Consider the following 25,593-nt stretch of genomic DNA (forward strand, 5'->3'; position numbering starts at 1 on the left):
GTTCAGCCTCCTTCAAAAGCTTTGGCGAAGCAGAAATCTGCCTCGCCCGCTTCGATTAGTTAATTATTCTTTTTCTTTCTTCGGTTTAAGTGCCAGCTTAATGTGCAGCTGCTCCAATTGTGAACCATCTACTGGCGAAGGTGCATCCATAAGTAGATCTGTTGCACTTGCCGTTTTCGGGAATGCGATAGTTTCACGCAGATTTGTACGACCGGACAGCAGCATAACTAGACGATCTAAACCGAAAGCGATACCACCGTGTGGAGGTGTACCATATTCGAACGCATCCATCAGGTAGCCGAACTTCTCATAAGCAACCTCTTTCGTAAATCCAAGGGCTTCGAACATTTTCTCCTGTACTTCGCGTTTGTAAATCCGCATGGAGCCTCCGCCTACTTCATAACCGTTCAGAACGATGTCATAAGCTTGTGCACGGATCGCACCTGGATCTGTGTCAAATAGATGCAGATCCTCTTCACGTGGACGAGTGAACGGATGGTGTTCTGCTACATAACGTTTCTGATCTTCGTCATATCCAAGGAGTGGGAAGTCTGTAACCCAAGCGAACTTGAACACGTTATCGTCAATCAGACCGAGCTGACGTCCAATTTTAACACGAAGGGCGCCTAGAACGTCTGCTACAACCTTTTTATTATCAGCGGAGAAGAGGAGAAGGTCGCCTTCTTCAGCGCCTGTACGTTCCTTCACAGCCGCAATTTCTTCTTCGGAGAAGAATTTCACAATCGGCCCTTTGAATTCGCCGTCTTTCACTTGAATCCATGCCAAGCCTTTCGCGCCATAGCGAGCAGCATAAGGTCCAAGGTCATCGATTTCTTTACGAGTCCAAGTGCCACAGCCTTTAGCATTTAGACATTTCACTTCGCCGCCTTTTTCGATTACAGAAGCGAATACCTTAACACCGCTAGTAGCAACAATATCGTTCATTTCTACAAGCTCTAATCCAAAACGGAGATCAGGTTTGTCAGAACCGTATTTGCCCATAGCATCAGCATAAGTCAACCGTTGGAACGGAAGCTCAATATCTGCTCCTACAGTTTCCTTGAACAGACGCTGCATCAGCTTCTCCATCATACCAAGCAATTCATCTTGTGACAGGAATGAAGTCTCAATGTCGACTTGAGTGAATTCAGGCTGACGGTCAGCACGCAAATCTTCATCACGGAAACAACGAGCAATTTGGTAATAGCGCTCAACGCCGCCGACCATCAACAATTGCTTGTAGATTTGTGGAGATTGCGGCAATGCGAAGAATTCGCCTTCATGCACACGGCTTGGTACCAGATAATCACGCGCGCCTTCCGGTGAGCTCTTAGTTAGGATCGGTGTTTCTACGTCGATGAACCCTTCACTGTCAAGGAAATCGCGGAAGATCTTAGAAGCTTTCGAGCGAAGCAGCAAGGTTCTTTGCATCTCTGGACGACGAAGATCCAAATAGCGATATTTGAGACGCAGTGACTCGTCTACTTCCACACCATCTTCGATGAAGAACGGAGGTGTCTTAGCTGCGTTCAGCACTTCAATGTCCGTAATTTGCACTTCAATTTCACCTGTTGGCAGGTTGCGGTTAATGGTTTCCTCATCACGTTTAACAACTTTACCTTTAACAGCCAGGACGTATTCACTACGAACCTTATCAGCAATTTGTAAGGCTTCGCCAGAGTAGTCTGGGTTAAATACAACTTGTACAATACCGCTTCTGTCACGCAGATCAATAAATAATACGCCCCCAAGGTCACGGCGAGTCTGCACCCATCCGTTCAAGGTTACCGTCTGTCCAATATGTTCTGGTGTTAATTGTCCACACTGATGACTTCTTTGCATAATTTATCATTCCCCTTCATGGTTAAAAATACATTTTTAATCTTTCTCTATACAGTCACCATAAGACGTTAGTCAGATGGTCTAAACCAGTGCCTGACCCAGCTCATCCAGCTTCACGGTGCGCTGCTCCCCTGTATTCATCGACTTCACGGTAATTACACCATTCTTCAGCTCATCTTCGCCAAGAATCGCAGTATAACGTGCCGACATACGGTCTGCGGATTTCATCTGTGCCTTCATTTTCCGGCCCAGGTAGTCACGTTCTGCTGAGAACCCTTGGCTGCGCAGAATATATAGCTGCTTAGAGATTTCGATATCAGCTTCCTCACCGAGAGCTACGAAGTACACATCCAGTGGCTTCGCCGTCTCCAGCTCTACCTTCTGATCCTCCAAAATGAGGAGAATTCGTTCAAGTCCAATCCCAAAACCAATACCCGGTTGATCCGGTCCACCAATTTCTTCAACCAAACCGTTGTAACGGCCTCCGCCGCCCACGGTATCAATCGAACCAATACCTGCTGCTTTATATTCAAACGCTGTATGCGTGTAATAATCCAGTCCTCTTACAAGTCGAGGGTTAATGGTGAATTCCACACCCATGATATCAAGGTGCATCTTCACCTTTTCAAAATGAGTCGTGCACTCTTCGTCCAGACTATCCAAAATGGAAGGCGCATCTGTAAATTTATCTTGATCTACCTTACAATCCAGCACGCGAAGCGGATTACGCTCAATACGACGCTGACAGTCACTGCAAAGGGTATCCTTCATTGGTCTTAAGAAACCCAATAATTTCTCCCGATAAGCTGCACGGCTAGGTGCGTTACCGACAGAATTGATTTCCACTCTTACATCCTTAAGGCCAAGATCCTTATAGAATTGATAGCCTAAGGAGACTACTTCCGCATCAATAGCCGGATCCACAGCTCCAAAAGCCTCAATACCAAACTGATGGAATTGACGATATCTACCTGCCTGTGGACGCTCATAACGGAACATAGGTCCGATATAATACAGCTTACTTACATCAGGTTCACCGTAAAGCTTGTTCTGAACATAAGCTCTAACGACACCAGCCGTTCCTTCTGGACGCAGCGCCAGATCACGATCGCCTTTATCCTTGAACGTGTACATCTCGCCTTCTACAATATCCGTTGTTTCGCCTACTCCACGCTCGAATAACCCCGTATACTCGAACATCGGTGTACGGATTTCACGGTAATTGAAACGACGGCATAAATCTCTAGCCTTCCCCTCAATATACTGCCATTTCTCCACAGCTCCCGGAAGCACATCCTGCGTTCCTGTAGGTTTCTCGAATCTTTCTTTAGCCACAGTCTATCCCTCCTAAAAAATACCCCTCTAAATCTGCTCTCTTCATCACTTCATCATGCTAAACAAAACAAAAAATCCCCCGCCCTGTTTATAAAAAACAGGGACGAGGGATTATCATAACCAATAATACACCCGTGGTACCACCCACATTCCGGATCAGAACCATTCTGAATCCGCTCAAAGCGGTTAACGCCCGCCTACGCATAACGGCTACTGATAGCGGCAATATACATTGCCCACTTTCGCCGTACGTTCTCGGGGAGGTCATTCATTCGCTCATCAACAGAATCCTTGCAGCCAAGCAGAAACGATAGATCATCCATTGTACTGGATATCATCTGAATCTACAGGGGATTCCTCTCTGGAGTTGTGGGTCCTCGAATTACTTGTTCCCGTCATCAAAACCATATGATAAAATCGTATATTTTTAAATTCTACTGAACTACTGCGCTAAAGTCAAGGCAGGAAATGCGAAGATGAATAAAAAATTCGACAACTTTCAACTTTTGACCTTTAACTTCAACCGTTACAAAAAAAATGACCTGCAGCCAAATGCTGCAGGTCCATCATCATATATTATTAAAAAGGGGGTCATGCCTTTATTATAAACACGCTATATTAAGGAAACATGTATGTAATATTACGATTATATTACATTCATGAAAGCGGTTTATTTTAATAGATTGTTGTTAATCAAATTGCTCTACAAATGCTCCTTTGCCCCGAAGGGTCTCCACAACCTCATTATAATTCTCTTCTGCAACACTTAGGTCCATCACATAACGAAGTTCACTTAAATCCCCATCTTCGAGCTCTCCATCTGCTACATCCGCACTAACCTGGTCTTCATCCACGCTATAATGGGTCTCAGGCTCATCACGCGTTTCGGAGGCGGCAACACCTGGGGCCAACATAGCTCCAGCTGCCGGAGTGCTACCCGTTCCAAGCGTCCCTACTGTACCTGCGGCTAACGTCGTATTACTAAACGGAGCTATCGGAAACAGAATTCTACGATCTTCCCCAATAGGGTCCGTGAGTGGCCATACCTCCAAGCCATCTACCTTGTAACTAATCAATGCTATTTTAGCACCTTCTGCTTCATTTTCCGTTCTAAAATATGCTTGGATTTTTCTGGTCATTACCATTACCTCCTTTAGATTATAAGACTCAGTGTTATAAATTGCTATTGCAGGACCTTCAATATTTCACGAACGAAGGCAGGCTCATCTTTCGGGGTACGCGAAGTAATGTAATTACGATCAACTACCACTTCTTCATCTTTAAACTCCGCACCAGCGTTCACAACATCATCTTTCAACGGAGGATAACAGGTGATGGTACGTCCTTTAAGCAAGTCTGCACTGATCAGAATTTGGGGTCCGTGGCAAATAGAAGCGATAGGCTTACCAGCTTCGTTTGCTTCTTTCACAAACTTCAAAATATCTGCATTTTGCCGTAAATTTTCTGGTGAAGAACCACCAGGAATTACTATCGCGTCATAATTACCTGCTTGAACGTCAGTTATGGCTTTATCGGCTGCGTAGGAGACTTCCTTCTTTTTGCCTAGTAAGGTCTCACCCTTCTTTAAACCAATAATGTCAGCTTGATGTCCTGCCTTTATAACTTCATCGTAAGGGACCTTCATCTCAGAATCTTCAAAATCATTAGCTAGTAAAAATGCAACATTACTCATGTGATAAGTTCTCCTCTCTGCTTGTGCAAATGAATAGGTACTTATTTATCTTTCTTGTCGTCTATTACCCTTCTCACAATGATTTCTAACCTCTAATTAGAAAATATCCCCGGTTAACCGCATCAAAAAGCCGCCTCCACCACCCATTTCAGGTACGCGGTAAGAGATTACGGCTTCTTCCTTTGATCACTTGAGATTCAATATCATCTTCCGTCTTTTTGGCTAATGCATAGGCTTCTACAGGACTCCCTGTCGCTAGTGCCGGGATACTTTTCCATACCCATGCCTTCTGTGAATGTCTCATTACTAAGCTCCTTGCATCGTGCGAGATAACTGTCTACCTTTAGTTTATCCAGCTCCAAGAGGCTCTATCCGCACAAGTATCTTACTCACAGCTCATCCACAATAAAAAAAGATGTCGAAAGTTAGCTCCGATAGAAGCAATTTTCGACATCTTTTTTTCATTAACTGCGGCTATCTAAAATGAGAGTAACCGGGCCCCAATTGGTCAGCGACACATCCATCATCGCTCCAAAAATACCCGTCTCCACTTGAAGGCCTCCAGCTCTAAGCTCTTGGTTAAAGTAATCATAAAGTCGTTCGGCCTCCGCGGGAGCTGCTGCTCCCATGAAATTCGGCCGTCTCCCCTTACGACAATCCCCGTATAAAGTAAACTGGGATACTGAAAGAATTGCTCCCTCAGTCTCTGTGACACTGTAGTTCATTTTACCAGTATCATCTTCAAAAATTCGCAGTCCTGCTATTTTATCCGCCAAATATTTGGCATCCTTTTCTGTATCCTCATGCGTAACGCCAACTAGCAGCATTAAGCCTTTGCCAATTTCTCCGGTCACTGCCTTATCCACGGTTACTTTGGCGTCCTTACAACGCTGTACTACAACTCTCATCGTACTACTCCGCTCCTTGCCCTATTGCATGATCCGATTCACTGTATATACATCCTTGACTCGTTTCACTTTATCTACAACGGATTGCAGATGTTCCGTGTTACGAATGAGAATGGTCATATGAATCATTGCCATTTTATTCTTGTCAGAGCGCCCAGTGACTGCAGAAATGTTCGTTTTACTCTCGGAAACTGCCTGCAGCACTTCATTGAGCAGTCCATTACGATCATGACCTGTAATCTCAATATCCACACTGTAGTTTGCTTCCATCGTACCTTCCCATTCCACTTCAATCACCCTTGCTGCTTCTTCTCCGTCACCTTCACTCGGAATGTTAGGACAATCCTGGCGATGTACAGATACACCCCGGCCCCGTGTAACATACCCTACAATGTCGTCACCCGGTACCGGATTACAACATCGTGCAAAACGGACAAGTAAATTTTCAATTCCCTTTACACTAACACCATTGGTCGGTTGATTACGTTTTTCGCCGGAAGACTTGATCTCCTTCATCTCTGAAGTAAGCTCTAAATGATTAGCAGCTTCTTCCTGCTCTTTGCGCAGCTTTTCCGTCAAACGGGAAGCAATCTGCGAAGCGGTAATCCCACCAAATCCAACGGCAGACAGCATATCCTCAACATCGTTAAAAGCAAATTTCTTCGCTGCTTCTAAAAGCTTATCATCAGAAATCCATTCAGAAACCTCGACATTCAGACGCTTCAGCTCACGTTCAATCGCTTCGCGACCTTTTTCGACATTTTCCTCACGTTTTTCTTTTTTGAACCATTGCTTAATTTTGCTTCGCGCATGTGAGGATTGAGCAATCTTGAGCCAGTCGCGGCTTGGTCCGTACGAATGCTTCGATGTCAGTATCTCTACAATATCGCCCGTCTTCAACTTGTGATCCAACGGTACGATCCGCCCGTTCACCTTAGAACCAATCGTACGATTACCCACTTCCGTATGAATACGGAATGCAAAATCAAGTGGTACAGAACCCGCAGGAAGCTCAATAACCTCGCCTTTAGGCGTAAACACGAACACAAGATCCGAGAAAAAGTCCATTTTGAGTGATTTTACGAACTCTTCGGCATCCTTGGCCTCATGCTGAAGCTCCAATATTTCGCGAAAAAAAGGCATCCGATTCTCAGGATTCACATTATTGCTGGTTCCTTCTTTGTATGCCCAGTGTGCTGCTATCCCGAATTCAGCCGTGCGATGCATTTCCCAAGTGCGAATTTGCACTTCGGTTGGCTCTCCGCCAGGACCTACCACTGTAGTATGCAAAGATTGATACATATTGGCTTTGGGCATAGCTATATAATCTTTAAATCGACCTGGCATTGGCTTCCAAAGGGTATGAATAATTCCGAGGGTTGCATAACAATCCTTGATATTATCCACAATGATACGGATGGCCAGCAGGTCATAGATCTCATTAAACTGTTTGTTTTTCGTACTCATTTTGTTATAGACACTGTAGATATGCTTCGGACGACCTGAAAGATCACCTTCAATGCCCATTTCATCCAGCTTGGCACGAATACGGCCAATTACGCTGTCGATAAATTGCTCACGTTCAGCCCGCTTCTTATGCACTAGATTAGCAATGCGATAATACTGCTGCGGATTCAAGTAACGAAGCGCAATATCCTCCATCTCCCACTTAATCGCGGAAATCCCCAAACGATCAGCTACAGGACAGAAAATCTCCAGCGTTTCATAAGAAATACGTCGCTGGCTCTCTTCAGATTGATACTTTAACGTACGCATATTATGCAGGCGATCCGCTAGTTTGATAACGATGACCCGGATATCCTGCGCCATCGCAATAAACATCTTACGGTAATTCTCGTTCTGCTGCTCTTCCTTTGAGCGAAAACGGATGCGTTCCAGCTTAGTTAAGCCATCGACAAGCATCGCGCAGGTATCGCCAAATTTCGCGCGGATTTGTTCCAATGAGACCGTCGTATCTTCCACAACATCATGCAAAAGCGCCGCAACAATAGATATAACATCCATTTGCATATTGACGACAATATCTGCCACCGCCAGCGGATGCAGAATGTATGGCTCCCCCGACTTGCGGATCTGCCCGTGATGAGCCTGATCGGCAAATTCATAAGCTTCCCGGATGCGGAGAAGATCTTTATCTTTTATATAGGCGCCAGCCTTATCAATTAATCGCTCTATGCCCATTCTCGTCGTATCCGTTTCCTTTCTATAATAAAATGAACCCGCAATCATTCTGAAATCTGCAGGTTCCAATCATTTCGCAAGCAACTTACGCTCTTGTTCAAAGTTGTCTATAATTATGACGCTTACGAGGGATTACGTCAACACTTGCCATCTCATGGTATTCAAGAAGTAAAAGTTATGAAAATCGGACAAATTAATAACACTTGTGAAAATGTTGTTGTAAAAATGTCCAGTTCTATTTAATCTAGTAAAGGCGGATTTTCGCTGGACAACATCATATCCATTAAGAAAGAGGAGTGAACTCCATTGCAACGCGAAATTCAAGTTAATGAAAAACTTCCATGGGGCCCCGGTTTTCTGTTAAGCCTACAGCATTTGTTCGCCATGTTTGGCAGTACAGTGCTAGTGCCTAACTTGTTCGGGGTTGACCCTGGCATGATTTTGCTGATGAACGGTATCGGCACACTGCTATACATTTGGATTTGCCGTGGTAAAATACCTGCCTACCTTGGCTCCAGCTTTGCATTTATCGCACCCGTATTATCAGTGCTTGCTGATCATAAAGATGATCATATGAAAGGGTACTCGCTTGCTTTGGGCGCTTTCATCATCACAGGTGTTATCTTTGTGCTCGTTGCTTTGATCATCCGTTATGCAGGAACAAAATGGATCGATGTTGTCTTCCCTCCAGCAGTAATGGGAGCTATCGTAGCAACGATCGGACTTGAACTTGTGCCTGTTGCCGCGCGAATGGCAGGACTTATTGCCCCTGAAGGTGTTGCAGTTGCAGACTGGACTCCAGATGGCAAAGCAATCACACTTTCTATGGTGACACTGGGCGTAACCGTAATTGGAGCTGTACTCTTCCGCGGTTTCCCAAAAATCATTCACATCCTCATCGGTATCGTAACTGGTTATGGTTTAGCTTATATTATGAAAATGGTGGATACGGCTGCAATATCTAATGCGAATTTTTTAGCGCACCCTACCATTGTTACTCCATCCTTCGATTGGAATGTAATCCTGACTATCATCCCAGTATCGCTAGTAGTAATCGTTGAACATATTGGACACTTACTTGTAACCAGCAATATTGTTGGCAGAGACTTGGCTAAAGATCCTGGACTTGACCGCTCCCTGATGGGGAACGGGATATCTACAATTATCTCCGGTTTTATCGGTTCTACTCCAAATACAACCTACGGTGAGAATATCGGGGTTATGGCATTAACTAAAGTTTATTCTGTATATGTGATCGGTGGCGCAGCAGTGATTGCAATTCTGCTATCGTTCTCCGGTACTTTTTCCTCCGTTATCGCTAATATCCCAACACCTGTAATGGGCGGCGTATCACTACTGTTGTTCGGTGTAATTGCCGCATCCGGTCTGCGAATCTTCGTAGAGCAAAAAGTTGATTTTTCCAAAGCCACTAACATGATTATGGCTACGTTGGTGCTTGTTGTCGGAATTAGTGGTACAACCCTTACTATAGGTAATGTAAAACTCAGTGGTATGGCTCTAGCTACAATTGTTGGTATCGTTCTAGCCATATTCTTCAAACTCATTGAAGTTCTTGGACTGTCTAATGAAGGTGGAGAAAGCGATAAAGCTGCTCACTAATTTATTTATGAATTAATAATTCAAAAAGACTGCTCCAGATCCATTTTATGGATTGAGCAGTCTTTTTTCGAATCTCTTTTGAGCAAAAAATTGCAAAGCAGCAACCCTCCGCTAGTAGTGACAGAGAATTGCTGTTGTTTGCACTTTTCCACATTATTCGATACATAAATCCCAATTTATTTCCCGGGAAAAGACAAGTTTATCGTATTAATCTTCGTAATCAACTAATGTAATAACTTCAATTCCAGAAAGCTTATTACGTCCAGCAAGCTCAACCAATTCAATCAAAAACGCTGCGCCTACCACTTTACCACCAAGCTGCTCCACAAGGTTAACTGAAGTAGCTATAGTACCTCCTGTTGCTAACAAATCATCAGCAATCAATACATTTTGTCCAGGCTTAATGGCATCCGTGTGAACAGCAAGTGTGTCTTTACCATATTCAAGATCATATCCAACCTCGATAGTCTCATACGGCAGTTTACCACTCTTTCGAATCGGCACAAAGCCTACGCCCAATGCATAAGCAAGAGGTGCACCAACTACAAAACCACGTGCTTCCGGTCCAGCGATCACATCGATTTCTAAGTGGGATACAAGAGCTTTCAAGGCATCAATCGCTTGGCGATATGCATCACCGTCTTTTAACAAGGTGGTGATATCTTTAAAACTAATACCTTCTTTTGGGAAATCAGGAATCACGCGAATACTATCTTTAAAATCCAAATTTTTCATCTCCTAAAAGTTTGTTAGCATATGCTACTTTGAGTCCGGATCGACAAAACTTACTTCGTAAGCGTCTGCTTTGTTTTGTTAGCATATGCTACTTTGAGTTCGGTTCGGCAAAACTTACTTTGTAAGCGTCTGCTTTGTTTTGTTAGCATATGCTACTTTGAGTCCGGTTCGGCAAAACTTACTTCGTAAGCGTCTGCTTTGTTTTGTTTAGTCTTTATGATACGCCTAAACGGCGTGATAACATCCAATCCTGCAGTTCAGACAAGCTACCTTCCATGAAGTACTGCTCCATTTCCGCCATCTGCCCCAGTCTGACAAAATGTCTTGATGCTGTAAGGCTTTTAGCTGTAGGCTGCGTAATAAAGGTCACACTTCCGTGACTTCTTTCGATAAAATCCAGCTCCTCGAACACATCTAGCATATTACTAAGCATTCGAATACTTAATGAGGATTGTCGACTTAGCCGCAGCAGCACTTCATGTTCTGGCGTTGCAACAGCAGTGATCGAAGCCAGCAGTTTATAGAGTATTTTAAAATGATCCCGTGTCGGAATGATAAGTCGTTCTCGGCCATCCTTTATAGAATGCAATAACGCAATATTATCAGCATTAGGAAAAGCCTTTAGTAACGCGTCTAGTTGTTCAGGAGTCTCCGGCATATCCAGTAGACATAACAGTGAGACATGCCCTGATTCCTGAATCGAATCATCCTTAATAGCGGCGCTAATGCCAGCTTCTTTATCATATACCCAGAAGGACATTCCTATCAATTCAGTCTGTGAAGACATACGTCCACTCTGAAACACTGCTGCAGCACGATATGGGCCAGCACCGCTATAGGGAAGCAGCAGCTCTCTAATATGTGCAGCCTGCCGTACAGCGTCAGCAGCACCACGAAGATCAAATAATTGAGCATCCTGAACTGATAAATCCTGTAGCATCAGCTGTGGTTTCCTCGAGCCATTCCATTCGTTGATCGACAGTTCAGCCAGCACATTGATCGGGGTGCCCACAGGGAGCAGCTTAGCCAAATCCCCTTTACCAAAAGCTAAGGCTTCGATCGTACTCTTACCCTGTTGCAAGACGATCTTCAAGTGTTTTCCGTCTTGCCCCATGGTGCGTGTCTCTTTCACTGTAGCCCCGCGAATGATGAACTTTGGCAATGGATTCGACATCCCGAAAGGTGCAAGCCTTTCCAATTCAAGCGCGGTCTGTAGGGACAAATCGGAAATCGACACTTCTGCATCAGCAGAAGTAACAGGAACGAAATGCTCCGGTGTTAACACAGTAGCAGCGTATTCATTTAATGCCGCAGCGAAGGCTTCTAAGCCGTCCCGATGCAGACTCATTCCCGCAGCTGCTGGATGACCACCGAAATGATCCATTAAGTTAGAACAAGAGGATAAGGCCGCATATATATCAAGTCCAGGAATAGAGCGGGCAGAACCTTTGCACATGCCGGTCTCCGGATGAATATCCAGAATAATTACAGGTCGATAGTAACGCTCCAGCAGTTTGGAAGCCACTATGCCTACCACACCCACATTCCAACCTTGTTCAGCAAGGACTATGATGTCTGGTATTTCTCCACCCTGAGTCACCTGCTCCAGTTTTGCAGTGGCCTCCACTACAATTCTTTCTACGACCAATTGGCGTTCTTTATTAAGCAGATCAAGCTCCCCAGCCAGTTGCTCTGCCTCATCAGTATGCTCGGTTGTAAGCAACGCCACTGCCCGTCCAGCATGATCCAGACGACCACTCGCATTGATACGAGGCGCCATTCCAAAAGCGATATTAACCGCGCTCACAGTACTCATGGTTACGCCGCTAACATCGAGTAAGGCACGAATACCTGGGAATCGAGAATTTCGCATACTCACCAAGCCGTTTCGAACAATCTCACGATTCTCACCCAGCAGCGGCATTAAATCCGCTACAGTACCGATAGCAGCTATCTCTGCCCATTCTTCGGGAGTTTCCTCCCCTAGCATAGCCTGGGCGAGCTTATAAGCTACACCTACACCTGCCAATCCTTTGAACGGGTAGGGGCAGTCGGGCAGCTTCGGATTAATCAACGTATAAGCCTCTGGGAGAAGCTCTGGTGGCTCATGGTGATCCGTAACAATCACATCAATCCCGAGTTCATTAGCGTAAGCAATCTGATGATAGGCGCTAATGCCAGTATCTACAGTAATGATCAAGGATACACCCTGCTGTAAAGCCCAATCCAAAGCATGATTATGCAGCCCATAGCCCTCATTAGAACGGTGCGGGATATAAATATCAAAGGAAGCGCCTAAGTAACGCAGCAAATGAATCATTAATGCTGTACTGGACACACCATCGGCGTCGTAATCACCGTAAATCAGAATATGTTCTTCTTCTTTTAAAGCCTTTCTAATTCTGGGAACCGCTTCGGCCATTCCTTTTAGAAGGAACGGATCATGCGGAGCTTCCACACCGCCATCCATGAACGATAGAGCCTCATGTGGCGTATCAATTCCTCTAGTCACTAATAGTGAGGATAAGAGCGGAGAAATAGAAAGGCTCCGGGCCATATCCCTTACGACGTCGGGATCGGCTGCCGGAGATTGCCATCTTGTTTTTGAATAAAGCAATAGCGCTCACCTTTCTCTCACCTTGCGAACTACTGAAGCAGCGTCGGAATATCATTATCCACCAATTCATAATTACTTTTGTATGGATAGCCAGGATCATAAGGAACTACGTCCATATGTACCTCACCAACATGAACAAACCTGTGCTGCAGCAACTTTCTTGCACATTCCGAAATATCCTGTGCTTCCATCACCGTAATACGCGGATTTACACTGATCTTCACTTGCAGATTCACATAATTCCCTTGCTCAAGTGCCTTCAAATGTTCTACACGAATAACACCATGAACACGTTGTACGGTTTCAATAAAATTAGCTGCCTCCTCAGAAGGTAGCTCCTGCGCATTCTTAACACTAACAGTATTAACAATGAGCAAATAACCTTTACGTAGAATTAAGCATCCTGTTAAAAGTGCAGCAATAGGGTCCATATAGAGTAGAGGATGCCAATAGGTACCCCCCATTGATAACGATATCCCAACTAATACTGTGATAGAAGTATACAAACTGAAACGATGACTATTGGCATAAGCAGCATGACTGCCATCACCTATTTTTTTAAAGTACCGATATTGATATTGAAATACAGCTTCTTTAAGTACAATAGATAGTAAGACAGTTACAAGTGCAAGTTCTCCGCGAGTGGATGACTGTCCCTCGGTTAAGTCACGGATTGCAGAGAAGGCGATTTGCAGCCCCCCCATAAGAATTAATACCGAAAAAAGTATAGCTAAAAGCGGCTCCTTATTCCCTCGTCGCTCTTCTATCCGCTGCTTGCTCTTTCTGCTTTGTTCAGAGCGCCATGGGAGAATATCCGCCAATTTAGCTGCAGCATCTGCTCCAGAATATAATGCATCGCCCATTAAAGCCTTGCTACCTGAAATATAGCCAAAACTCCCCTTAGCTACTGCCAAAGTAACATCGCTGATGATCCCTGTCCAAGCAACCGTCTTGCTTTGCGGTGATCGTTCTTTATTCATACGAGGCCCCCCTTACCACTAGCAAGTAATCTCATGATGATACAATACACATGACATACTACCCCAAAGATTTCGAAAGCCGCGTCGCATTTGACGCGGCTTTCTTAAATTATAAAGTTGATGTTTTTTTCATTCAAGTGTAGCCATGTTATTTCTCTAGAGACATTACCCTTTAGCCGGGTTCTTTACCTTTATCTTTTCACGCTTCTTAAGCAGTAGCCAGACCGGACTTGCAATAAAGATAGAGGAGTACGCTCCGAATAGCAATCCGATAACCATCGCAAGCGAGAACATCTTGATGGACTCGCCTCCAAGAATCAACAGGAAGAACGCCGCAATAAATACGGTAAATGCTGTGTAAAGAGAACGCATAAGCGTTTGAGCCACACTCTTATTCACAAGCTCTTTTAAATCCTCATAGGTTTTTTGTTTACCAAAACGCAAATTCTCACGGATACGGTCAAAGATAACGATCGTATCATTGATGGAATAACCGATAATCGTAAGCACCGCAATAATAAACGTCAAATCCACTTCCAAGCGGAAGATGGAGAAGATTGCAACGACCATAAAGGCATCATGGATCAATGAAACAATAGCTGCCAATGCAAACCGCCATTCAAAACGAATACTTACATAAATGATAATCCCTAGACAAGAAATGAGAACCGCATAGATCGCATTGCGTGCAAGTTCTTTAGACATTTCAGTATCCACGGTGTTAATCTCAAACGATGCTTTTTCGTCCAGCTTCAAGATCTCTGCTTTAAGAGCTTCATCTTGTTGCTCATCGAGCACTTGATCATAACGAACGTTAACCCGTTCACTTCCTATCGTAATGCTTGGCTCACTTGAAATCCCAGTTTTTTCAACTGCTGAATTAACCTCTTCCAATGTCAAATTCTTAGACAGAGAGATATCAACATTAGATCCCGCTTTGAAATCAACGCTGTAATTCAATCCAAAGGTTGCTAGGAAAATCAAACCTGCCACTGTAAGGGCGATAGAAAAAACATAGAAAAATTTACTCAAATGTACGAAATCAAGCTCTTTCTTAAAGCGCACGAATATCACTCTCCTTAACACCGAAACTCTTCGGTTTGTTCAGCTTACCCGCTTTAACAAGCTGGCTAAGCAACCAGTGGGAGAAATAAAGATTCGTAGCGATACTCAGAACGATTTCCACGATCAGTACCAATGCGAAACCTTTGACTGCACCTGTACCGAAGGCGAACATGACACCTGCCACAATAACAGTTGTGACATTGGAGTCCATTACTGTCCGGAAAGAGGATTTATTACCTGCTTTAACAGAGGAAAGTACACTTTTACCACTGCGCATTTCTTCTCTTATCCGTTCATTTGTAATGATATTGGCATCGACGGCCATCCCTATACCCAGAATAAATGCGGCTATACCAGGCAACGTCAATGTGAAGTCAGCTAAGACAAAGACTACAATTAGCAGCCATGTATGCAAGATCAGCGCAAAACTAGCCAAGAGACCTGGCAAGCGATACATACCGATCATGAAGATAAGAATAATCAAAGAACCCAAAAGACCGGCTTTGATCGTTTGATCAAGCGATTGTTTACCAAGTGTTGCACCCACACTTTGGGAGTATTTCTCAGTAAGTTTCAGTGGCAACGCACCAAGATTAATAGTGTCAGCCAGTTCACGTGCTTCTTTAATTGTATACTGACCGGAAATAGACGCACTACCATCGGTAAGTACTGCTTGTACCGTAGGATCAGATAGTTTGTTCTCATCCAAATAAATTGCGAGATTCTTTCCTAAGAGGCGTTTGGTAATCTCTGCGAATTTATCCTTGTCCTTTATTTTGATACTGATGATTGGCTGATTCAGGTTATCCCGTCCAACCTCTGCCGCACCTTCAACAAAATCACTACCTACCAGTTCGATCTTGCTGTAAGTACCTTCAGCGTCACCTTCAGCAGCACTACGGAAAGTCAGAACTGCAGGCTCCTTCATCTTCTTACGAACCTCGGCTTCATCAGTAACGCCTGCAATTTTCAGACGAATACGGTCAGTACCTTCAGTTGTAACCTCTGGTTCACTGGTTCCGAGCGCATTGGCCCGTTTTTCCAAACTTTCTGCTGTTTTCAACAGTGAAGCTCGGGACAACGCTGCTCCCGCTTCCATAGGCTCTGCATGGTACAAAATCTCAAATCCGCCTTTCAGGTCAAGACCAAGTCTAACCTTGTCCAGCAGTCCAGGAGTAGTAAATGCCATGACGCCTGTCAAAACGAGCACGGTAATAATAAAGCCCATTAGTCTCTTCATGCTCTAGCTAGTTCCCCTTTCATTCACTCAATATTCCTATTATAGCTACACGTGAAATGACCGTCAATTCACAGCATAGTCATAGCTATACTCACACAAAGAAACGGCCGCCCCTGCACATATCAGCAAGACATCCGTTTATATAGGAGATGTGAAGTTATTATTATTCTCTTACTTTACTGCTTTATAAGGCTTTTCGCAAAGAAAAGAAGCGAGATGTGTATTGTTCAGTTCAACCCCCGATAAGCTGCAAGAGTCAAATAAGTCATGTAACTATTGGCTTTTAAGGAATAAATATCATTTACCAGCTTATGTAAGGGAGGCATTCCGTCCTTATCATAATTACGACTGATACAATCCCAAATATCCTTGCTGGTTACATACTCATAGCCGAGGAGCCGGAATTCTTCAGCTTTGCTGCGGCACATGGCTTCGATTTCTTCACTATGTTGATCATGATTCCACTGTTCCGATTCCACGTGATGACACCTCCAAAGATCGCTCGTGTTCGTATGCTTACCATAGGTATTCGACCCAAGTTCTCTGCTTTCCTCCTTCCGTCACAAAAAGTTACAACTACTAAAACAAGGCATGCCGGGATAGGGGTATAGCATATCCATAAGAATAGACAAGTTGGCCAGCGTTTCATTTCATTTGGGGAAGAAGGCGTGACCTTTGAGGAAACAGAGCTTTATACAAGGAACTTTAATCTTGCTTGCCGCCGGCATCATTAATCGAATGCTTGGATTTATACCCCGAATTGCTTTGCCACGCATCATTGGAGCAGAAGGTGTGGGTCTATATCAGCTCGCGTACCCTTTCTTTATCGTGCTGGCTACTGTTATTACAGGCGGACTTCCCCTAGCAATTGCAAAGATGGTAGCGGAAGCAGAGGGAGAGAACCGCCCTGAGAAATCGCGGCAAATTTTACGGACTGGCCTTACTCTTAGTGTCGGACTAGGAATCTTCTTTACCATTGTTGCGCTGGTCAGTGCTTCATGGGTCTCCAATGTGATCTTAACAGACCACAGAGTTTATTATACTTTTATTGCCATGATCCCAATGATCGCAATTGTTGCTGTATCTGCAATATACCGCGGTTATTTTCAAGGCAGGCAGAACATGATTCCTTCCGCACTTTCTTCAGTTTTTGAGTCTATCGTGCGAATATTTTTTATGCTGTGGTTCTCTTGGCTGCTGTTACCTAAAGGTATCGCTTTTGCAGCTGCAGGGGCGATGCTAGGCGTAACGGTGGGAGAGATTGGCGGAATGTTAGCCATTCTGTGGCAATATTATGTCATCACGAAAAAGGATAAAAAAACACCCCCCATCCAAGAACAGCAAACGATTGAGAAGGAAGTTATACCTCCTGATCCAGATGCCGTACAATCAACTTCCCCCATACTACGGCGTTTATTAGGTGTATCAATTCCTGTTACGGCAAGCCGGCTTGTCGGTTCTTTTTCCTATCTACTGGAATCTATAATTACCGTACGTAGTCTTGCACTAGCCGGAATCGCAACAGCCGCCGCGACTGCTCAATATGGGTCTTTACAGGGAATGGTTATCCCCTTACTGTTGCTTCCAGGTGCGTTAACTTCCTCTCTCGCAGTGTCTTTGGTTCCCTCCTTATCCGAGGCTGCCGCGAGAAAGGACTTGCCTACCATTCACAAACGAATGCACCAAGCTCTTCGACTCGCTCTTGTAACAGGGGCTCCCTTTGCTGTTCTTATGTATGTACTGGCAGTCCCACTATGCAACTTGTTATACGGAAATCCGGACACCGCTCCTATGCTAAAACTAATGGCCCCTTTCGCTTTGTTCATCTATGTTCAAGCCCCCTTACAAGCTGCACTTCAAGCTATGGACAGACCGGGAAGGGCACTCATCAATACTCTTATTGGGGCAGTAGTCAAAATCATTCTGATTGTTATATTAGCTTCACAACCAGAATACGGAATCTACGGCGCAATCATCGCCATTATTGTGAACAGCGTTCTTGTTACTCTACTGCACGGGTACAGCGTAGTCAGTCTAATTTCATTATCCTTACGAATAACCGATACCATTAAGACCTTATGTGCAATGATCATTATGGGAGCAGGCGTGCGTTATGTATACATCTCCATTCCCATTGCAGAAGCACAATGGATTCAATTTTTATTTGCCTCTGCGATAGGAATGGCCCTGTACTTCGGTCTCAGTCTATTAGCTGGCCTAATTTCCCTTCGTGATTTGGATCGACTGCCTTTCATTAAGCGTTGGCTTTAGAATGGTTATCGATTATCCAAACGGTCAACATAAACTCGGCCTTTATGGTCTATGGAGCAAAGAAATACATCCCGAAAATCTGATACACCCTTTTGGCGGATCTGTGTTCTTAACCAGAACCTTGTTTTTCCTATCATCTCTAAATTATGATCCTGGACCTTTCCATCCATAATCAATGGAATAGGAAGCCCTTCATATCTGATTTTGTTCTTTGGCAGTTTAACTTTCTGACTGCTTACATCTGCATCCTCATCGGTCTTATTATTCTCAGCAACTGAACTGCTATTGCCTGTTTGATTGGAAGATGAAAGTCCTTTGTCTTTCTCGAAAACGGTAAGCTGTCCACTGGGCTCCAGAATCGCAAATTCCACATCAGCAGGACTGGCGATGTTCTGACCACGCAATTGCTGCAATAGATCATCAATATTGTACCTTTGTTTACGCATCTCTCCCCGGTGCAGCTTGCCTCCAGAAATAAGTATGCTCGGTTTACCGTCCATTAACAGCCGAATCTTTCTACTCTTAAGACTGAGCTGAGCAACCACAACTTGAATGATAACCAGTGTGGCCATCGGAACCAGACCTTCGTAAATCGGGCGATTAATATCCTCAATCACAAAAACAGCAATCTCAGCAATCATAATTGAGATCGTTAGATCAAATACAGATAGCTTACCGATTTCCCTCTTCCCCATGATACGCATGCACAGGAATATGAAGAAATACATCAGCACGGTCAAGAAAATATGGGTAGTGATATGCTGGGACATATAGCTTCGCTCCCCTCCACTCTCACCCGCAGACTTGTTTTCTCGGGCGGATTAATGTAACCCTATTCTGACCGCTCAGCACAGGGAACATTCGGAAGCTCACATATTAATTAATGGTAAAAAGGCTACAATGCCCATTCTTGTACTATTGGGGCAAGCCTTCCCATACAATGAATAATAACTTATGTAGATTATTTTTCTAAAAAAACTTTAGGAGGTTGTACCATGTATTTAATCCGGCGCCTGTTCTCATGGAGAATAGCCAATCCTGTATTGTCTGGCCTATGTCGATCATTCCTTTGGATGCTGCTTGGCGCGTTTGTCCTCTCTCTTTTATTATGGGGCAGCGGTCTGAAGGAGCAGGATCTCTCAATGTACACTTATATAGTGCACGGCATAGCCGCAGCATTCGGAGGACTAACCGCCGGTCGCAGAGCCACGAACAAAGGCTGGTATCAAGGAAGTCTTACAGGAATCTTTTACGGGATTATCGTTCTGTTAATTGGATTTCTGGCACTGGATAGCTCACCCTCTGGTGTTGACCTTCTTTGGGTTCTAGCTGCGGCAGCAATTGGTGCACTTGGCGGAATGTTTGGGGTTAATTTACAGAAAAGCTAAAATTATTATTCCATAAAATTCGAAACATTCCTTGGAAATATGTTAAACTGTGATCATCTGACTTCATAAAGAGAATCAAGGAGGCTTCGAATGCTTTGTTTTACCAATCAATGAATCATATTGTTTTGTACACAGTTGCATTAGTAGTGATATTAGTATGGATTGGCGCTCGTCGAAATCCAATCATGGCATTAGTTGAAATCGGAAAAGAGATGCTGCGATCCTACAAGTTTTTGCTACTGATGGTAGGCATGTTTGGTGTACTGGTCTTGAATAAATACGAACTACAAATTGAAGAAAAAATGCATCTTACCTCAGACTATACATCATTTGTATTTGGGCTAGAGGGGCATTTTGTCCAAGCTGTTCAGGATATATTCTATAGTCCATGGCTAACGCCTATCATAGTTTTCTTCTACATTTTCATGCTTCAATCTGTACTAGCAGCTTCTCTAGGTGTCTATCTGTTAGATAAGAACCGTGTGATGCTGTACGCTACCTGCTATGCTATTATCATTAACTATGCTGTAGCAATTCCATTCTACCTATACTTCCCTGTAAATGAGGTATGGTCCTATGTACCTGCAGGCGTTAGATTTACTATGCTGGATGTATTTCCGAAGTTTGAGCAAGAGTACCGCCCTCTATCCGGTCTCAACAACTGCTTCCCGAGTCTACATACGTCCATTTCCGTTACGATGGCATTACTGGCATTCCGTTCAGGAAACCGCCGGTGGATGGTCATTACGAGTATTTCCGCAGTCGTAATCGTCTTTGGTATATTCTATCTGGGCATTCATTGGCTTACAGATATGATAGGCGGCACTCTGCTAGCAGTCCTAGCTTCAACAGTTGGTGTACAGCTTGCCAAATTAACCTTACGGGGACGTGAAGAATCGCTCACCGTTCGCAGCCGAATAACGGATATGCGTTAAACCCATAGATCACGATGAAAGATGAACATCAAAAAAGCGGTGTCATTCTCTTAATGAGAAGACACCGCTTTTTATGTACTTTTAAATAACGAAACTATACTTTCTCCTCCACGTCCGTGGCAACGGAGTGACTAATGGAACCGCGATCAAAGGTCAGTTTAGTTACATCATTGACCCGTAGAACCACGATATCATCGGAAATCTCCATGATCGTACCGTGAAGACCACCAATAGTAACGATTTTATCGCCCTTTTTCAGAGACTTCAACATTGCATTACGTGTTTTGGTCTTCTTCTGTTGCGGACGAATCAGCAAGAAGTAGAATACTACAAACATAAGTACGAATGGACCTACAAGACCCAGTATACTACCTCCGCCTGTTGCTGCTGCATATTGAAACATATTTCTCCCCCCTTTCAAAGCACATTAAAACATGGACCTCAACGAAGCTTTAGAAGCCTTTAAGATTATCATATAATCCGTATTTAGCAAAAAACTCATCGCGAAAATCAAGCAGCCGATCTTCCTTGATGGCTTCGCGCACTTTACGCATCAAATCCAACAGGAAGTGCAAGTTATGGTATGTCGTCAATCTAAGTCCGAAGGTTTCATCGGCTTTGATTAGATGGCGCAAATAAGCGCGGGAATAATTCCGGCATGTATAGCAGTTGCACTCCGGATCAAGCGGCCCAAAATCGCGGGCATACTTTGCGTTGCGTACAACGAGTCTTCCCTGACTGGTCATCGTTGTTCCATTACGAGCAATACGGGTAGGCAGAACACAGTCGAACATGTCCACTCCCCGGATTGAACCTTCCAACAGCGCATCCGGTGAACCAACGCCCATCAAATAGCGAGGTTTGCCTTGTGGCAGCAGGGGAACTGTATAATCCAGCACTTCATACATTAGCTGCTTGGACTCTCCGACGCTGAGCCCTCCAATAGCATACCCCGGGAAATCCATGGAAGTCAAATCTGCCGCGCTCTGACGGCGAAGATCCTCATACATACCTCCTTGAACGATAGCGAACAGCCCTTGATCATTCGGGCGAGCATGACTTTTCAGGCAACGTTCTGCCCAGCGTGTTGTACGCTCCAATGATTTTTTCACGTAGTCATATTCCGCTGGGAATGGAGGACACTCATCGAATGCCATCATGATATCAGAGCCAAGTGCGTTCTGAACTTCCATAGCTACTTCAGGAGACAAGAACTTCTTATCCCCATTTAGATGGGAACGGAAATGAACGCCTTCTTCGGTAATCTTGCGCATGTCACTAAGCGAGAATACTTGAAATCCGCCGCTATCCGTTAGAATGGGACGGTCCCAGTTCATGAACTTGTGCAGTCCGCCTGCTTCACGAACAATATCATGGCCAGGTCTCAGGAACAAATGGTACGTATTGCTCAAAATAATATGAGCATCCATCTCTTTCAGTTCTTCAGGACTCATTGTCTTGACTGTAGCTTGTGTGCCGACTGGCATAAATGCAGGTGTCTCAATCACACCATGTGGAGTATGGACTCTTCCAAGTCTTGCTCCGGATTGTTTGCACGTTTTGATGTGCTCATAAGTAATTGCTGCCATAAGTTAACCCATCCTCTTACCTTAGTAAATAAACATTGCATCTCCAAAGCTAAAAAACCGGTATTTCTGCTCTATCGCTTCTTCATAAGCAGCTAGAATATGTTCCCGACCTGCCAAAGCACTAACCAACATCACCAAAGTAGACTTCGGCAAATGAAAATTAGTAATTAACGCATTAACTACACTAAACTTATAGCCCGGATAGATGAAAATATCCGTCCAGCCACTACATTCCACTAGCGGACCGCCTTCGCATTGTCTTCCGACTGTTTCAAGTGTCCGACAAGAAGTTGTCCCTACCGCTATAATGCGACCACCTTGTTCCTTGGTAGCATTTATAGTATCTGCTGTTTCTTGAGACATTACAAAATACTCTGAATGCATAACATGCTCTTCAACCTTCTCAACAGACATCGGACGGAACGTTCCGAGACCTACATGAAGTGTAATATAAGCAATATTTACACCCTTGGCTTCAATCTGATCCAACAGTTCTTTGGTAAAATGAAGCCCTGCTGTAGGAGCAGCAGCTGATCCTTCATGCTTAGCATAAACGGTCTGATATCGTTCCCGATCATCGAGTGTTTCCTTAATATAAGGAGGCAGTGGCATTGTTCCCAGCCTGTCCAGAATCTCCTGAAAAATACCCTGATAAATGAACCGAAGCGTTCGTCCACCCATATCAGCCTCGTCCTCAATAACAGCACGAAGCTCATCACTAAAGATGATAACCGCTCCTGTCTTGAGCTTTTTACCTGGCTTTACAAGAGCTTCCCAACGATCGTCTCCCAGATTCTTAAGGAGAAGCACTTCAGCTTTAGCCCCCGTATCTTCTTTAGCCCCAAACAATCTGGCAGGAATGACTCTCGTATCATTCAGAACAAGCGTATCTCCCGGTTGAAAATAATTAATAATATCGGTAAAATGCCGGTGAGCCAGCTCCCCATCCTCCTTATTTACTAAGAGCAGTCTAGAAGAGCTACGGTCAGAGAGTGGTGTCTGGGCAATTAATTCTTCCGGTAAATGAAAATCATATGCGTCTACATTCATGGTCTGTCTTCATTCCTTAACTATAGTAACGTTCTGATAATAGTGTTGCAATATCTGCTTGTAATCATACCCGCTGTCAGCCATGCCTTTCACGCCCCATTGCGACATGCCGAGACCATGACCGTATCCTTGGCCAATGAACAGAAAGCCCGAACTGTTAGTAATCGCTCTGGCTGAGGAATCCCCACCCATCACTACAGTTCCACTACCGTTCACATTAACCTTACCTGATGCAGAGAGTAAACCTGCGCTCTGTGAACTTCCAATCGTGCTGGTAGCACCGTCAGCGCCTAATACAGTATAACTTCCGGCTGGTACAATATCAAACAATGTACTTGGCAATCCATTGAACGCAGAACGGAACATATCAGGATATTTCACATCCAGTGCCTGACCATTTGCTTTCACCTGAATCGCTCTTCCAGAAGGGCCGCGCTGAGTGACCTGCAAATTAAGGATGCTAGAAGGGAGCGCGCTAGTTGTTTTACCCTGCAAGCTTTTTAAAAGGTCGGCAGAGGTGTATGGCCCTTTGATCCAGCTATAACTACCGGACTCATAGACTTTGTCTAGAACAACAGCATTCTCGCCTGGATTCAGTTTACCTACCGCACTTACACTACTTTCAACAGCAGGAAGGGGGCGTACATTGACATCTTTAGTGGTAGCTGTCGCTATATCCAGTCCCGCTGCAGTTTTATTTCCTGTCAATTTAATGTTATCCTCACGTGCGTATCCAGAGGTACCATTAGCGAGCAGTAAATAATACCACTTCTTAGCGGTCGCGGTAGCTGCGACATCCTCTTTGCTGGGAACGCTGGCGAATGCATCTCCACCATTGCCCCATACCTCTGATGGATCAGAGGTTATTCCGCCACTGTTCGAGGAGAACACAGCCTCTATAACTTTACCACCACTCATCAATACTTCACCGGCAGTAGCATCCACTGCCTTAATAATAACTGGAGCCTCTGATCCGATTCCGTTATATACCTGACTCAATGTAGAATCTACTACATTCGCTACTTCGAAACGGTTGCCTTGCGCCATTGCATAGCTTCGGGCGGCGACAGCCTGAGCCTTTAGAGCTTCATCCGGCCAGCTGGAGGAAACCTCTCCTCCAACCACTGCATACAAATATTGTTCCAGTGGCACTTCATTGATAACCGCTAGGGAACCTCTCAAATTACTTAGTTCCATATTTCCACGGTAGGTACGCTTGGATCTTTCTTCGAGCTGAATTCCAGCCTCACTGCCAACGGCCAAAAATTTAGCATCATTTCCGGAAACCATATAATGATTAGCCTGTGTCTCGCTGCTAAGGTCCAGCCCAGCATCCAGACGCATGATTAACCCAGGTGAAGTTGCAGCAGACATAGCAAGCTGTGGCAATGCTGCTGACACTGCGGTCTGAACAGCACCCAAATCTTTGTCATTCGCAGCTTCGCCTACCCATACCTCAAACTGAGCACTGCCATCACTTCCTGAGAGAAACACCTTCCAGGCATCAAAACCAGCAGCTGTAATACTACTCAGAGCAGTATCAGCTTCTTGTTCCGAAGTATAGCGACCCGCCGATAAATGCTTATCCCCTTTCACCGCAGGGGTTTGATCAGCAGGAATGCCGAGTCCTGCCTTTACTACACGGGCAAGTCCATCCTTGGCAGCAGCTTCACTGGCATAGACACCTGTATACAACTGATATACATTGGTTCCATTTCTAGAAATCATATAAATTTGAGGCTTATCAGAGGTGGACTGAAGCTTTTTAGCCGCATCGGCAGCTGTTTTCCAGCTTGAAGTCTCCATTACCTTTACTCTATAACCATCCACACTAACACGAATTCTGCTCTGGGCAGGCACCGATAACAAAGGAGTGCTCCCTGGTTGGTTTGACATCAAAGTGAAGCTTTGTGTCGATAACATAGTTACTACTGGCACGGTAGATTTATATTTACTACCAATATCGGCATAAAGGGCAACTCGTATCGTACTATTAGAATCGGCATGACTGGCACCCGCAGGGATCAAGAGACTTCCCACAGCAATCGCAGCTGCTAGCAATCCTTTGCTTAGTGGAGCTATTCCTCTCCATTTCATCTTCGTATGCTTCATCCAGCATCCTC

23 protein-coding genes are annotated in these 25,593 nt (G+C 44.5%); 4 read left to right on the top strand and 19 right to left on the bottom strand.

What is annotated here, in order from left to right; all coding sequences use genetic code 11:
- Nucleotides 1-63 precede the first annotated feature (63 nt).
- The 8 genes from aspS to ACFWMP_RS20515 form a co-directional block, all read right to left on the bottom strand.
- The gene (aspS, locus tag ACFWMP_RS20480) at nucleotides 64-1,842 is read right to left on the bottom strand and encodes an aspartate--tRNA ligase (RefSeq protein WP_042191089.1); all 1,779 of its coding nucleotides are present in this window, start codon (nucleotides 1,840-1,842) and stop codon (nucleotides 64-66) included.
- Nucleotides 1,843-1,923: 81 nt separating this feature from the next.
- A complete protein-coding gene (hisS, locus tag ACFWMP_RS20485) occupies nucleotides 1,924-3,177 on the bottom strand; it encodes a histidine--tRNA ligase (protein WP_042191091.1) in 1,254 nt (417 codons plus the stop codon).
- Nucleotides 3,178-3,374: 197 nt separating this feature from the next.
- Nucleotides 3,375-3,500, bottom strand: a complete 126-nt coding sequence (locus tag ACFWMP_RS20490) for a hypothetical protein (protein ID WP_256716317.1) — start codon at nucleotides 3,498-3,500, stop codon at nucleotides 3,375-3,377.
- A 366-nt stretch (nucleotides 3,501-3,866) separates the two neighbouring features.
- A complete protein-coding gene (locus ACFWMP_RS20495) occupies nucleotides 3,867-4,316 on the bottom strand; it encodes a hypothetical protein (protein WP_042191093.1) in 450 nt (149 codons plus the stop codon).
- 44 nt (nucleotides 4,317-4,360) lie between these two features.
- A complete protein-coding gene (locus ACFWMP_RS20500) occupies nucleotides 4,361-4,870 on the bottom strand; it encodes a type 1 glutamine amidotransferase domain-containing protein (protein WP_379424584.1) in 510 nt (169 codons plus the stop codon).
- A gap of 148 nt (nucleotides 4,871-5,018) precedes the next feature.
- Nucleotides 5,019-5,174: a hypothetical protein gene (locus ACFWMP_RS20505; RefSeq protein WP_379424585.1), complete on the bottom strand. Its 156-nt coding sequence runs from the start codon at nucleotides 5,172-5,174 to the stop codon at nucleotides 5,019-5,021.
- A 160-nt stretch (nucleotides 5,175-5,334) separates the two neighbouring features.
- A complete protein-coding gene (dtd, locus tag ACFWMP_RS20510) occupies nucleotides 5,335-5,778 on the bottom strand; it encodes a D-aminoacyl-tRNA deacylase (protein ID WP_379424586.1) in 444 nt (147 codons plus the stop codon).
- Between the two features lie 21 nt (nucleotides 5,779-5,799).
- Entirely contained in the window at nucleotides 5,800-7,980 is a 2,181-nt protein-coding gene (locus ACFWMP_RS20515; protein ID WP_042194390.1) for a RelA/SpoT family protein, read from the bottom strand.
- 306 nt (nucleotides 7,981-8,286) lie between these two features.
- On the opposite strand from ACFWMP_RS20515, the gene uraA reads away from it, so the two are divergent.
- Entirely contained in the window at nucleotides 8,287-9,600 is a 1,314-nt protein-coding gene (uraA, locus tag ACFWMP_RS20520) for a uracil permease (protein ID WP_340972374.1), read from the top strand.
- Between the two features lie 207 nt (nucleotides 9,601-9,807).
- Here the strand turns inward: uraA and ACFWMP_RS20525 are convergent, their stop codons facing one another.
- From ACFWMP_RS20525 to ACFWMP_RS20550, 6 genes are all read right to left on the bottom strand, one after another.
- Complete coding sequence (locus ACFWMP_RS20525) at nucleotides 9,808-10,326, bottom strand: adenine phosphoribosyltransferase (protein WP_042191103.1); 519 nt, start codon at nucleotides 10,324-10,326, stop codon at nucleotides 9,808-9,810.
- Nucleotides 10,327-10,549: 223 nt separating this feature from the next.
- Nucleotides 10,550-12,952 carry a single-stranded-DNA-specific exonuclease RecJ gene (recJ, locus tag ACFWMP_RS20530; RefSeq protein WP_340972377.1) on the bottom strand — a complete coding sequence of 801 codons (2,403 nt, stop codon included), beginning with the start codon at nucleotides 12,950-12,952 and terminating at the stop codon, nucleotides 10,550-10,552.
- A gap of 29 nt (nucleotides 12,953-12,981) precedes the next feature.
- Nucleotides 12,982-13,932, bottom strand: coding sequence for a cation diffusion facilitator family transporter (locus tag ACFWMP_RS20535; RefSeq protein WP_042191108.1), 951 nt, complete (start codon nucleotides 13,930-13,932; stop codon nucleotides 12,982-12,984).
- 165 nt (nucleotides 13,933-14,097) lie between these two features.
- On the bottom strand, nucleotides 14,098-14,997 hold the full coding sequence (secF, locus tag ACFWMP_RS20540) for a protein translocase subunit SecF (protein WP_042191110.1): 900 nt from the start codon (nucleotides 14,995-14,997) through the stop codon (nucleotides 14,098-14,100).
- Nucleotides 14,987-16,237 carry a protein translocase subunit SecD gene (gene secD, locus ACFWMP_RS20545; protein ID WP_042191112.1) on the bottom strand — a complete coding sequence of 417 codons (1,251 nt, stop codon included), beginning with the start codon at nucleotides 16,235-16,237 and terminating at the stop codon, nucleotides 14,987-14,989. Before secD ends, secF begins: the two co-directional genes overlap by 11 nt.
- Before the next feature lie 227 nt (nucleotides 16,238-16,464).
- Nucleotides 16,465-16,716, bottom strand: coding sequence for a post-transcriptional regulator (locus ACFWMP_RS20550; RefSeq protein ID WP_042191115.1), 252 nt, complete (start codon nucleotides 16,714-16,716; stop codon nucleotides 16,465-16,467).
- Nucleotides 16,717-16,912: 196 nt separating this feature from the next.
- Between ACFWMP_RS20550 and spoVB the strand changes: the two genes are divergently transcribed.
- Nucleotides 16,913-18,508, top strand: a complete 1,596-nt coding sequence (spoVB, locus tag ACFWMP_RS20555; protein WP_042191117.1) for a stage V sporulation protein B — start codon at nucleotides 16,913-16,915, stop codon at nucleotides 18,506-18,508.
- 5 nt (nucleotides 18,509-18,513) lie between these two features.
- Here spoVB and ACFWMP_RS20560 read toward each other — a convergent pair whose 3' ends face one another.
- Nucleotides 18,514-19,278, bottom strand: coding sequence for a YetF domain-containing protein (locus tag ACFWMP_RS20560; protein ID WP_042191118.1), 765 nt, complete (start codon nucleotides 19,276-19,278; stop codon nucleotides 18,514-18,516).
- A 225-nt stretch (nucleotides 19,279-19,503) separates the two neighbouring features.
- Between ACFWMP_RS20560 and ACFWMP_RS20565 the strand changes: the two genes are divergently transcribed.
- Complete coding sequence (locus tag ACFWMP_RS20565) at nucleotides 19,504-19,896, top strand: TIGR04086 family membrane protein (protein WP_042191121.1); 393 nt, start codon at nucleotides 19,504-19,506, stop codon at nucleotides 19,894-19,896.
- 95 nt (nucleotides 19,897-19,991) lie between these two features.
- On the top strand, nucleotides 19,992-20,831 hold the full coding sequence (locus ACFWMP_RS20570) for a phosphatase PAP2 family protein (protein ID WP_256990033.1): 840 nt from the start codon (nucleotides 19,992-19,994) through the stop codon (nucleotides 20,829-20,831).
- Nucleotides 20,832-20,925: 94 nt separating this feature from the next.
- Here the strand turns inward: ACFWMP_RS20570 and yajC are convergent, their stop codons facing one another.
- From yajC to ACFWMP_RS20590, 4 genes are read right to left on the bottom strand one after another with little or no spacing between them, the layout of a single operon-like run.
- On the bottom strand, nucleotides 20,926-21,234 hold the full coding sequence (gene yajC / locus ACFWMP_RS20575) for a preprotein translocase subunit YajC (protein WP_042191123.1): 309 nt from the start codon (nucleotides 21,232-21,234) through the stop codon (nucleotides 20,926-20,928).
- A 49-nt stretch (nucleotides 21,235-21,283) separates the two neighbouring features.
- Nucleotides 21,284-22,420, bottom strand: a complete 1,137-nt coding sequence (gene tgt / locus ACFWMP_RS20580) for a tRNA guanosine(34) transglycosylase Tgt (RefSeq protein WP_042130504.1) — start codon at nucleotides 22,418-22,420, stop codon at nucleotides 21,284-21,286.
- Nucleotides 22,421-22,441: 21 nt separating this feature from the next.
- Complete coding sequence (gene queA / locus ACFWMP_RS20585) at nucleotides 22,442-23,470, bottom strand: tRNA preQ1(34) S-adenosylmethionine ribosyltransferase-isomerase QueA (protein WP_042191125.1); 1,029 nt, start codon at nucleotides 23,468-23,470, stop codon at nucleotides 22,442-22,444.
- 9 nt (nucleotides 23,471-23,479) lie between these two features.
- Entirely contained in the window at nucleotides 23,480-25,582 is a 2,103-nt protein-coding gene (locus ACFWMP_RS20590) for a SpoIID/LytB domain-containing protein (RefSeq protein ID WP_379424587.1), read from the bottom strand.
- Nucleotides 25,583-25,593: the final 11 nt, after the last annotated feature.

Source organism: Paenibacillus sp. NPDC058367 (genome assembly GCF_042723305.1).
Lineage (GTDB): Bacteria > Bacillota > Bacilli > Paenibacillales > Paenibacillaceae > Paenibacillus_AQ.